The 11,704-nt window shown below is 69.1% G+C and carries 7 protein-coding genes; 3 read left to right on the forward strand and 4 right to left on the reverse strand.

The window, feature by feature from the left end:
- Window positions 1-45 precede the first annotated feature (45 nt).
- Window positions 46-4,254 (reverse strand): ATP-dependent RNA helicase HrpA, encoded by a 4,209-nt coding sequence (gene hrpA / locus BDO18943_RS38755; protein WP_175026306.1) that lies wholly within the window; start codon window positions 4,252-4,254, stop codon window positions 46-48.
- A gap of 23 nt (window positions 4,255-4,277) precedes the next feature.
- Between hrpA and argA the strand changes: the two genes are divergently transcribed.
- Both argA and BDO18943_RS38765 read left to right on the forward strand, forming a co-directional pair.
- A complete protein-coding gene (gene argA, locus BDO18943_RS38760; protein WP_043190410.1) occupies window positions 4,278-5,657 on the forward strand; it encodes an amino-acid N-acetyltransferase in 1,380 nt (459 codons plus the stop codon).
- Window positions 5,658-5,706: 49 nt separating this feature from the next.
- A complete protein-coding gene (locus BDO18943_RS38765; protein WP_006478357.1) occupies window positions 5,707-5,982 on the forward strand; it encodes an oxidative damage protection protein in 276 nt (91 codons plus the stop codon).
- Window positions 5,983-6,107: 125 nt separating this feature from the next.
- On the opposite strand, the gene BDO18943_RS38770 is transcribed toward BDO18943_RS38765, so the two are convergent.
- From BDO18943_RS38770 to BDO18943_RS38780, 3 genes are all read right to left on the reverse strand, one after another.
- Window positions 6,108-7,523 (reverse strand): MFS transporter, encoded by a 1,416-nt coding sequence (locus BDO18943_RS38770; protein WP_175026307.1) that lies wholly within the window; start codon window positions 7,521-7,523, stop codon window positions 6,108-6,110.
- Between the two features lie 139 nt (window positions 7,524-7,662).
- Window positions 7,663-8,865, reverse strand: coding sequence for a CaiB/BaiF CoA transferase family protein (locus tag BDO18943_RS38775; protein WP_175026308.1), 1,203 nt, complete (start codon window positions 8,863-8,865; stop codon window positions 7,663-7,665).
- Window positions 8,862-10,613: an acyl-CoA dehydrogenase family protein gene (locus tag BDO18943_RS38780; protein WP_175026309.1), complete on the reverse strand. Its 1,752-nt coding sequence runs from the start codon at window positions 10,611-10,613 to the stop codon at window positions 8,862-8,864. The genes BDO18943_RS38775 and BDO18943_RS38780 overlap by 4 nt, the downstream gene beginning before the upstream one ends.
- Before the next feature lie 173 nt (window positions 10,614-10,786).
- On the opposite strand from BDO18943_RS38780, the gene BDO18943_RS38785 reads away from it, so the two are divergent.
- Entirely contained in the window at window positions 10,787-11,689 is a 903-nt protein-coding gene (locus BDO18943_RS38785; protein WP_089450900.1) for a LysR family transcriptional regulator, read from the forward strand.
- The last annotated feature ends 15 nt before the right edge of the window (window positions 11,690-11,704 follow it).

Raw genomic sequence — 11,704 nt, forward strand, 5'->3', positions numbered from 1 at the left:
GGCCGGGGCCGGCCGCCGGTGCGGGCCCGGAAAACCGATGTTGCGCTAGCGCTGCATCGACTCCCAGACCTTGTGCAGACGCTTGACAGAGACAGGCATCGGCGTGCGCAGTTCCTGCGCGAACAGCGAAATCCGCAGTTCCTCGAGCAGCCAGCGGAATTCCGCGAGCCGCGCATCGGTGACGCCGCCGCGCTGCGACACCGCGCGCTGGTATTGCTGGGCCAGCGGCAGCAGGTCGGCCGACTGCTTCGCGTCGCGTGCCGGATCGGCCTTCAGCTTGTCGATCCGCAGCGCGATGCCCTTCAGGTAGCGCGGGAAGTGCGCCAGTTGCGCGTAGGGCGTATCGATCACGAAGCGCTTGCCGACCAGCGCGGCGAGCTGCTGCTGCAGGTCCGCGTGGGCCTGCGCGAACGGCTTCGCCTGCGCGAGCTTCTTCACGAGCCCAGCGTATTCGGCCAGGATCTGCCCGACCAGCCGCGCGATTTCCTGCGCGAGCAGGTTCAGGCGGCTCCGGCCCTCGTCGCGGCGCGCGTGGAAGCTCGCGTCGTCGTCGGGCAGCGGGTCCTGCAGGCACGCGCGGTCGAGCGCCGTGTCGATCAGCTGATCGCGCAGCTCGTCCTGCGTGCCGAGCGACATGTACTGCATCGCCATCTCGCGCAGGCCCGGCAGGTTCTTCTCGAGGAACTTGATCGGCTCCTTCAGCTGCAGCGCGAACAGCCGCCGCAGGCCGGCCCGGTGGATGCGCGCGGCCTCCTCCGGCGAATCGAACACCTCGACGTCGCAATGCGTGCCGCGATCGACGAGCGCCGGGTAGCCGTACAGCGTCTGGCCGCGCCGGCGGATTTCCAGCAGCTCGGGCAGCTTGCCGAAATTCCACGTCGTCAGGTTTTCGTACAGCGCGGTCGCGCCGGCTTCCGCCGGAGCGGCCGTCTGCGGCGCCGCGCCCTTGCCGGCCTTCGCGTTGCGGCCGGCGGCGCCGGTCGTGACGGCCGTAGCCGACGCCTGGCCAATGGCCTGGCCGTCATCGGCATCGCCGCCGGCCGCGATCGTCGACGCCGCCGCGATCTTCTGGAACTGCTGCTGCGCCTGCGCGCCCAGCTCCTGGCGAAGCTGCGCGAGATTGCGCCCCATCGCGAGCTGGCGACCGTGCTCGTCGATCACCTTGAAGTTCATGAACAGGTGCGCGGGCAGCGTCTCGAGCTTGAAGTCGGCCGTTTTCATTGCGATTTGCGTTTCGCCGCGCACGTCGGCGATCAGCGCCTCGACCAACCCGCCCGCGCCGAAGCGCTCGCGGCCCATCCGCTCGACGAAGCCGGCCGCGTACTCGGGCAGCGGCACGCAGTGCCGGCGCAGCTTCTGCGGCAGCGACTTCAGCAGCAACTGCACCTTTTCCTTCAGCATCCCCGGCACGAGCCACTCGCAGCGGCGCGCGTCGACCTGGTTCAGCGCGTACAGCGGCACCGCGAGCGTCACGCCGTCGCGCGGCGTGCCGGGCTCGAAGTGATACGTGAGCGCCATCTCGACGCCGGCCATCGTCGCGCGCTTCGGGAACAGCTCGGTCGTCACGCCGGCTGCCTCGTGGCGCATCAGGTCGTCGCGCGACAGGTACAGCAGCCGCAGCTTGTCCTCGGACTGGCCGCCCTTCTTCACCTCGTCGCGATACCAGCGCTCGAATGCGGCGCCCGTGTGAATCCCTTCCGGAATCGCCTGGTCGTAGTACGCGTAGATCAGCTCGTCGTCGACCAGCACGTCCTGCCGGCGCGACTTGTGCTCGAGCTGCTCGATGTCGGCGAGCAGCTTGCGGTTGTGCGCGAAGAACGCGAGCTTCGTGTCGAACTCTCCCTCAACCAGCGCGCCGCGGATGAACAGCTCGCGCGCCCGCGACGGATCCTGCTTGCCGAACGCGACGCGCCGGCGGTGGTAGATCGGCAGCCCGTACAGCGTCGCGCGCTCGTACGCGCTGACCTGCGCCGGGCGCTTTTCCCAGTGCGGCTCGGACAGCGATTTCTTCAGCAGGTGCGCGCCGATCTTCTCGACCCATTCGGGCTCGATCTTCGCGAGGCAACGCGCGTACAGCCGGCTCGTCTCGACGAGTTCGGCCGCCATCACCCAGCGGCCGGCCTTCTTCGCGAGCACGGAGCCCGGCCACAGATAGAACTTGATCCCGCGCGCGCCGAGATAGTGCGGATCGTCGTCGGCCTTCAGGCCGAGGTTGCCGAGCAGGCCCGTCAACAGGGCCAGATGGACCTGTTCGTAGGTCGCCTCGACTTCGTTCAGCCGCCAGCCGTGCTCGCGCACGACGGTCAGCAGCTGCGAATGGACGTCGCGCCACTCGCGCAGCCGCAGGTGCGACAGGAAGTTCTGCCGGCACGCATCGACGAGCTGGCGGTTCGACTTCTTGTGCGCGACGGCCTCCTCGAACCATGCCCAGATCTTCAGCCACTGCAGGAATTCGGAACGCTCGTCGGCAAACCGGCGATGCGCCTGGTCGGCCTGCTCCTGCGCCTCGATCGGGCGGTCGCGCGGATCCTGCACGGACAGCGCGCTCGCGATGATCAGCACCTCGCGCAGCGACTGCTGGTCGCGCGCGGCGAGAATCATCCGGCCGACGCGCGGGTCGAGCGGCAGCCGCGCGAGTTCGCGGCCAAGCGGCGTCAGCGCGTTGTCGTCGTCGACCGCGCCGAGCTCGTTGAGCAACTGGTAGCCGTCCGCGATCGCGCGGCCGGGCGGCGGCTCGAGGAACGGGAACGATTCGATCGCCGTCAGATGCAGCGATTTCATCCGCAGAATCACCGACGCGAGCGACGAGCGCAGGATTTCCGGATCGGTGAAGCGCGCGCGCGCCTGGTAGTCGCTTTCCTCGTACAAGCGGATGCAGACGCCGTCGGCCACGCGGCCGCAGCGGCCCGCGCGCTGGTTCGCGGCGGCCTGCGAGATCGACTCGACCTGCAGCTGCTCGACCTTGTTCCGGTACGAATAGCGCTTCACGCGCGCGAGGCCCGTATCGACGACGTAGCGGATACCCGGCACCGTCAGCGAGGTTTCGGCCACGTTGGTCGCGAGCACGATCCGGCGCGCGTTCGACGCCTTGAACACCTTGTCCTGATCGGCCGCCGAGAGCCGCGCGAACAGCGGCAGGATCTCGGTGTGCGGCGGATGGTGCTTGCGCAGCGCCTCGGCCGCTTCGCGGATCTCGCGCTCGCCGGGCAGGAACACCAGCACGTCGCCGGGGCCTTCGCGGCACAGCTCGTCGACCGCGTCGACGATCGCGTCCATCAGGTCGCGCTCGGCTTCGCGCGCGGTCTTCACGCGATCGCGGCCACCCGTGCCTTCCGCATTCTTCACGGCCGGGCGATCCTCGGCCACGGGCCGATAGCGCATCTCGACCGGATACAGCCGCCCGCTCACCTCGATCACGGGCGCCGGGCGCTCGTCGGTGCCGAAATGGCGCGCGAAGCGATCGGCGTCGATCGTCGCGGACGTGACGATCAGCTTCAGGTCCGGCCGCCTCGGCAGGATTTCCTTCAGGTAGCCGAGCAGGAAGTCGATGTTCAGGCTGCGCTCGTGCGCCTCGTCGATGATCAGCGTGTCGTACGCCTTCAGCAACGGATCGGTCTGCGTCTCGGCGAGCAGGATCCCGTCCGTCATCAGCTTCACGGACGCGCCCGGCGCGAGATTGTCGGTAAAGCGCACCTTGTAGCCGACCACTTCGCCGAACGGCGTGCCGAGTTCCTCGGCGATCCGGCGGCCGGTGGACGACGCCGCGAGGCGGCGCGGCTGCGTATGGCCGATCAGGCCCGTGCCGCCGGCGCCGAGGCCGCGGCCGAGATCGAGACAGATCTTCGGCAGCTGCGTGGTCTTGCCCGAGCCGGTTTCGCCGCAGACGATGACAACCTGATGACCGGCAATCGCGCGCGCGATTTCGTCGCGCTTGCCCGACACGGGCAGGCTTTCGGGGTACGTGATCGGCGGGACGGGATTCGGTGCGACGACGGCGCGCGGCGGACGCTCGCGGCGCGGCGCGCGCTCGCCCGTTGCAGCGGGTGCGCCCTTCGCGTCCGGCTGGCGCGCCTCGCCGCGCCGTTCGTCGCCGCGCGGCCCGCGCGGCGCGTGTGCGGGCTTGCCCGCCGGCTTTTCCTGCTGCTGGCGAGGCGGCTGGCCCTGCTGCTCGCGTGCATCGGCCGCACCATCCGGGTGCCGGGCCGACGGCGCTTTGGCCCGCGTCGGCGCGGGACTTTTAGGTACATTCGACATGGGGGCGCATTATAATCCCGCCCATGAATTCCCAAACCGACCTCCCCTCCGCCCAGACCGGCGCCACGACGCCGCCGCCCGCCGACGACTCGGCCGCCAGTCACGCGCAGTTCGTCGACTGGATGCGCTCCGTCGCGCCCTATATCCACAAGTTCCGCAACAGCACGTTCGTCGTGGGGTTTGGCGGCGAGGTGGTGCAGCAGGGGCTGCTGAATGCGCTCGTGTCCGACATCGCGCTGCTGCAGGCGATGGGTATCCAGATCGTGCTGGTGCACGGCTCGCGCCCGCAGGTCGAGGAGCAGCTGAGCCTGCATGGTGTCGAATCCGAGTTTTCGCACGGCCTGCGCATCACCGATGCGCGCGCGCTCGAATCCGCGAAGGAAGCGGCCGGTGAAGTGCGTCTCGACATCGAGGCCGCGATCAGCCAGGGTCTGCCGAACTCGCCGATGGCGCACGCGCACATCAGCGTCGTGTCGGGCAACTTCGTGACCGCACGGCCGGTGGGGATTCTCGACGGGGTCGATTTCGCGCACACGGGCATCGTGCGCAAGATCGACGCCGAATCGATCCGTCATTCGCTCGCGAGCCGCAAGCTCGTGCTGCTGTCGCCGCTGGGCTTCTCGCCGACCGGCGAAGCGTTCAACCTGTCGATGGAAGACGTGGCGTCGGCAGCCGCGATCGCGCTGCGCGCCGACAAGATCGTGTTCCTGACCGAAGGCCCCGGCATCGTCGACGACGAAGGCGAGCTGATCCGCGAAATGTCGCTCGACGCGGCGGCCGAACTGCTCGATTCCGGCAACGTCCAGGGCGACGACGCGTTCTTCCTGAAGCATTCGATCCGCGCGTGCCGCGGCGGCGTGACCCGGGCGCACCTGATTCCGCAATCGCTCGACGGCAGCATGCTGCTCGAACTGTTCCTGCACGACGGCGTCGGCACGATGATCTCGTACGAGAACCTCGAAAGCCTGCGCGAAGCGACGCCGGACGACGTCGGCGGTATCCTGTCGCTGATCGAGCCGCTCGAGTCGGACGGCACGCTGGTACGACGCGGCCGCCACCAGATCGAACGCGACATCGACCACTTCTCGGTGATCGAGCACGATGGCGTGCTGTTCGGCTGTGCGGCGCTGTATCCATACCAGCAAGAGAAGATCGGCGAGATGGCGTGCCTGACGGTCGCGCCGGAAGCGCAGGGCTCGGGCGACGGCGAACGCCTGCTCAAGCGCATCGAGCAGCGTGCCCGCGCGCGCGGCCTTACGCATATCTTCGTTCTCACGACGCGCACCGAGCACTGGTTCCTCAAGCGCGGCTTCGTCAAGGTCAGCGTCGACGACCTGCCGGAAGACCGCCGCAAACTCTATAACTGGCAGCGCAAGTCGCTCGTGCTGATGAAGCAGCTCTGAGCGCAGGCACGACTGCCCTCCCCCAGACCGATTACAGGAGAAGTACACGATGGCTCGAATGATTCAATGCGCGAAGCTCGGCAAGGAAGCCGAAGGCCTCGATTTCCCGCCGCTGCCGGGCGAACTTGGCAAGCGCATTTACGAGAGCGTCTCGAAGGAAGCGTGGCAAGGCTGGCTGAAGCAGCAAACGATGCTGATCAACGAAAACCGCCTGAACATGGCCGACCCGCGCGCGCGCCAGTACCTGATGAAGCAGACCGAGAAGTACTTCTTCGGCGACGGCGCGGACCAGGCGTCCGGCTACGTGCCGCCGACGGAAGGCTGATGACGCGATGCGCGCGGCGGGCTACCTGCCGGCCGTGCGCTCCGGGAAAGACGGCACCGTGTTTCGCACGGTGCCGTTTTCTTTTGGGGCGCGTGTTCGGTACGTTCCGGCCTCACGCGTGCCGCTCAGCCGGCCGGTTTCAGCGCGCCGCCCTCGCCCGGCTGTGCACTCCCGCCGGCCGCGGGTTCCGCGCTGCCGCCTTCGGTGCCCCATTCGGCCGCGTCGCTGCGCTCCGCCGTCGACAGTTCATCCGCGCGATACCCGGTGCGATTCAGCAACACCAGCATGCAGACAAGCGACACGAACGCGTAGAGCCCCGATGCAACCGCGACGCCAACGATGCTGCCGGTCGCGTTGAGGATCGCCTGCGCGAGCACGGGCGTGCCGCCGCCGACGACGAGCGCGCTCAACTGATACGCGAGCGACAGGCCGGTGTAGCGGATGTTCGCCGGGAACACGCGCGCGAGCACGCCGCCGACCGCGCCATAGAACATCGCCGACGGAATCGTCGAGATGCACATGCCCGCGACGGCCACCCAGTACGAACGCGTCGCGAGCGCATGGAACATCACGGGCATCAGCACGATTTCCGGAATCAGGATCCAGCACATCGCGCGGCGCATGTCGACCTTCGACACGAACCACGCGCCGACCGGCTGCATCAGGAACTGCACGACGAGCGAGATCGACAGGATGCCGAGGAACGTGCCCTGCGCGTAGCCGAGCGTCTTGGTCGCCCACGACAACGCGAACGTGCTGCGGAAGTACGTGACGTTGATCACCGGCAGCGTGCCCGCCGCGAGCAGCACGACCACCCAGTGATCGCGCACGACGTCGCGCAACGGCAGCTTCACGGTGCGCTTGCGCGCGAGCACGCGCTGCATGTCGGCCGACTCCTCGAGCCTCAGCCGGATCACCATGCCGATGATCACGAGCACCGCCGACAGCAGGAACGGAATGCGCCAGCCCCACATCAGGAACGATGGGGTCGGCAGCGCGCTCAGCGCGAAGAACGCGGCAGTGGCCAGCAGGTTGCCGGTCGGCGAGCCCTGCTGCGCGAACGCCGCATACAGGATGCTGCGATGCTTCGGCGCGTTCTCGCTCGCGATCAGCACCGCGCCGCCCCACTCGCCGCCGACCGCGATGCCCTGCAGCACGCGCAGCACGACGAGGCCGGCCGGCGCCCAGACACCGATCTGCGCATAGCCGGGCAACAGGCCGATGCCGGTCGTGGCCAGCCCCATCATCACCAGCGTGATCACGAGCGCCGTCTTGCGGCCGACCCGATCGCCGAGATGCCCGAACACGATGCCGCCGAGCGGCCGCGCGGCGAAGCCGGCCCAGAACGTGACGAATGCCAGCAGCGTCGCGACGCCGGGATCCATCGTGCTTGAAAAAAACACCTTGCCGAACACGAGCGCTGCGGCCGTGCCGTAGATGTAGAAGTCGTACCACTCGATCGTGGTGCCGACGAACGCCGCGAGGGCGGCACGGCCGGGCCGCGGCTGCGGCGCGGCGGTCGGGGATGGCTGGCGGTTCATCGATGTCTCCATGTTTGTGATCGGCGGCGCGACTGGCGCGCGCCTTGCCGGATGGCCGGCCCTGCGCCGCCGGCTGGCGGTGTTGCTTGACGTTCCGCTTCGTCGGGCAGCCAGGCTCACCGGCGCGCGCGTCGGTCAGTCACGTCTGGTCGGGTGCGATCTTCAGCACGCCGGCGTCGAGCAGTTGCTGCTGGAGCGCGGGATCGACGCCGAGGCGATCGAGCACCGCGCGCGTGTCGCCGCCCAGCGCGGGCGGCGGCGAACGATAGGTGGCCGGCGTGCGCGACAGCTTCACCGGCGACGCCGTGCCGCGATACGCGCCGATCTCGACGAACAGGTTCCGGTGCAGCGCATGCGGGTCGCGCGCGACGTCGGCCACCGTGCGCACCGGCCCGCACGGCACGCCGGCGGCCATCAGGTCGCGCGCGAGCGGCTCGCATGCGTGCGCGGCGAGCCGTGCTTCCAGTTCGGCCTTCAGCTCGGGCCGGTGCGCGCAACGGCTGCGGTTGTCGACGAAGCGCGGATCGCCCGCGAGCGCCGGCACGCCGAGATGCGCGACGAGCCGCGCGAACTGCCGGTCGTTGCCGATCGCGAGAAAAATCGGCACGGTCGCCGTGCGATAGCTGTCGTACGGCGCGATGTTCGGATGCGCGTTGCCGCTGCGCTCCGGCACGCGCCCGGAGCCGAAGAAGTTCGGCAGGTGCGGATGCAGCAGCGACACGCCGCAGTCGTACAGCGCGATGTCGATCGACTGCCCGCGCCCGCTCTTCTCGCGCTCCGCGAGTGCCAGCAGGATGCCGGCCAGCGCGTTGAGGCCCGTGACCATGTCGACGATCGGCAGACCGATGCGTGTCGCGTCGCCGTCGCGCTCGCCGTTGACGCTCATCAGCCCCGCCATCGCCTGGATCACCGCGTCGTAGCCGGGCAGCCCGCCGAGCGGCCCGCCTTCGCCGAAGCCCGTCACCGCGCAGTGGATCAGGCGCGGGAAGCTCGGCTGCAGGTCGCGCGCGTAGTCCATCCCCCAGCGCGCAAGCGTGCCGGGCTTGAAGTTCTCGACGAGCACGTCGGCCTCTTCGAGCAGGCGCCACAGGATCGCGCGCCCCTCGTCGCGCGACAGGTCGAGCGCGAGCCCTTCCTTGTTGCGGTTGACGCCCATGAAATACCACGCGGTATCGCCGAGGAACGGCGGCCCCCAGCTGCGCGTCTCGTCGCCGTCCGGCGGCTCGATCTTGACCACCGTCGCCCCGTGGTCGGCGAGCGCCTGCGTGCAGTACGGGCCGCCGAGCACACGGCTCAGGTCGACGACCTTCAGGCCGTCCAGTGCGCCACGCGTCGGGCTCATCGTTCGACCTCCGGCAGCAAGTCGAGCGCGGTATCGAGCGCGATCGGCGTGCCGCGCAGCAATGCGCTGCATGCGGCCGATTCGTCGTCGCGCGATGCTGGTGCGAGCGGATCGACCGGCAGCAGCTTGTGGCGCACGATCAGGTGCGCGAGCGCGAGCCGCCGGAAATCCGGCGCGAGCCGCACGCCCTCGCACGCCATCAGCACGGCCGCGCTCGCGTAGTACAGCGCGGAAGCGGCCTGCCGCACGCGTGCGTCGTCGCCTTCGGCCGCGACCCGCGCGAGCGCGTCGCAGGCGCGCGCGAAAATGCGCCGCAGCGCTGCGCGGCTCGCATCGGGCAGCGGCGCCGCGCCGAGGCGATCGCCGAGAAACGCGCGCAGCGCATCGAGCGCCTGCTCGCGCTGCGCGGCCCGCGCGACGTCGAGCGCGACGATGTTGCTCGTGCCCTCCCAGATCGAGCCCAGATGCGCATCGCGCACGACGCGCGCATCGCTCCATTCCTCGATGTAGCCGGTGCCACCGCGCACTTCCATCGCATCTCCGGTCACGCGCCGCGCATCGCGGCACGCGCGGAACTTGATCAGCGGCGTCAGGATCCGCACGCAGCGCGCGGCCTGCTCGTCGCCCGCATCGGCCTGCGGCAGCAGCAACGCGATCTGCATGAACATCGCGCGGGCCGCCTCGGCCGGCAGCAACATCTTCAGCAACTGCCGCTGCATCAGCGGCATGTCGATCAGCTTGCGGCCGAACGCCTCGCGATGCGTGGCGACGTGCAGCGCCTCGTTCAGCGCACGCCGCATCAGCCCCGCCGCGCGCACGCCGTTCGACAGCCGCGACAGATTGATCATGTCGGCCATCTGGTGGAAGCCGCGGCCGATCTCGCCGATCAGGAACGCCTGCGCGCCTTCAAGCGTGATCTCGCCGCTCGCCATCGAGCGGCTGCCGAGCTTGTCCTTCAGCCGCACGATCCGGTAGCGGTTGCGCGTGCCGTCCGGCAGCGTCTTCGGCAACAGGAACAGGCCCAGCCCCTTGATGCCGTCCGGCGCGCCGTCGGGACGCGCGAGCACCATCGCGAGATCGGCGTCCGCGTTCGAGCAGAACCACTTGTCGCCATGCAGGCGCCACACGGTCTCGCCGTGCGCGTCCGTCTCACGCGATGCGCGCGTCGCGATGCGGCCGACGTCGGACCCGGCCGCCTGTTCAGTCATGAACATCGCGCCCTGGTACAGCGAGTCGAAATCGCGCGACGCAAGCATCGGCAGGTAGCGCGCGACCAGCGCCGGATCGCCGTGACGGCGCAGCGTGTGCGTCAGCGAATCGGTCATGCTGACCGGGCAGCACAGCCCGAATTCGGCCTGCACGAACAGGAACGTCAGCGCGTACTTGACGAGCGGCGGGACGGATTCGGACCCGTGGCTCAGCGACGCGAGCCCGAGTTCGGCATACGCGACGCGTTCGAGCGCGACATACGCGGGATCCTTGTCGATCCGCTGTACGGCCTCGCCGCGCCGGTTGCGGTGCTCGAGCACGGGCGGGTGCTTGTCCGCGCGCGACGCCCATTCGTCGAGCTCGCCCGACACGCGCGCGCCGAGCGCGTGCAGCCGCGGCGCCAGCTCGGCATAGTGCGCATCGCCGAGATGCAGCTTCAGCAACGCGCCGAGATCGGGATCGACCGTGAAGAAATTGATGCCCCGGCTGTCGGGGATATTGGATGCGCCGGCGTCCGGCGTGCGAGCGGTGTCATTCATGCGTGCGTCTCCAGGGTTGCCTGCACGTCGGCCGGCGGCGCCGCCGCGGCGCCTCGCCAGTCCCGTGCAGAGCCTTCCGCAGAGCGTAGGCGCGCGATCGATAAGCGTCCAATACAGGATTTATCCGGTACGATAGATATCGCTTATCGACGCCGATGCCGCGAGGAGACATCATGGAACTGAGGCAGTTGCGCTACTTCGTTGCGGTCGCCGAGGAGCTGCATTTCGGGCGCGCGGCAAAGCGCCTGTTCATCTCGCAGCCTGCGCTGAGTTTCGACATCCGCAAGTTCGAGGACGCGCTCGGCGTGCAGCTGTTCTCGCGCACCAACAAGACGGTCGCGCTCACCAACGCGGGCGAGGTGCTGCTCGGCGAAGCGCGCCGGCTGCTGCTGCAGGCGGCCGAGGCCGAACGCCTGACGGTGCGCTCCGCGTCCGGCCTTGCGGGCCGGCTGCGGATCGGCTTCGTTCATTCGATGCTGTATCGCGGGCTGCCCGACGCCGTGCGGCGCTTCGAGGCCGACTATCCCGGTGTCGAGGTCGTGCTGAGCGAAATGAACACGCAGGCGCAGGTGCAGGCGATCCAGCGCGGCCAGATCGATCTCGGCTACGCACACTGGGGCCACTTCCCGCCCGAGGTCGAATCAACGCCCGTCTATGCGGAACCGTTCGTGTGCTGCCTGCCGGCCGCGCATCCGCTCGCGAAGCGCAAGCAGGTCGCGCTCGCCGCGCTGGCCGCCGAACCGTTCATCCTGTTTCCGCGCGAAGCGGCGCCGCACTATCACGACCTGATCATCGCGCAATGCGTGAACGCCGGCTTCAGCCCGCTGATCCGCCACGAGGCACGGCTGTGGCAGACAATCCTGTCGATGATCGAGTTCGGAATGGGGATCGCGCTCGTACCGCGCGTGCTGCAGCAGGTGAAGAGCGACCGGCTCGCGTTCCGGCCGCTGAAGGATGCGTCGCTCGAATCGCGCACGCTCGCGCTGAAGCGCAGCGGCACGGCCGAACCGGTTGCGCTGCGCTTCGCCGACTATGTGCGTGCATCGATCGACGCACTGCCCGCGCTCGCGGGCTGAGTGCACGGCCCGACC

This window comes from Burkholderia aenigmatica (assembly GCF_902499175.1).
GTDB lineage: Bacteria > Pseudomonadota > Gammaproteobacteria > Burkholderiales > Burkholderiaceae > Burkholderia > Burkholderia aenigmatica.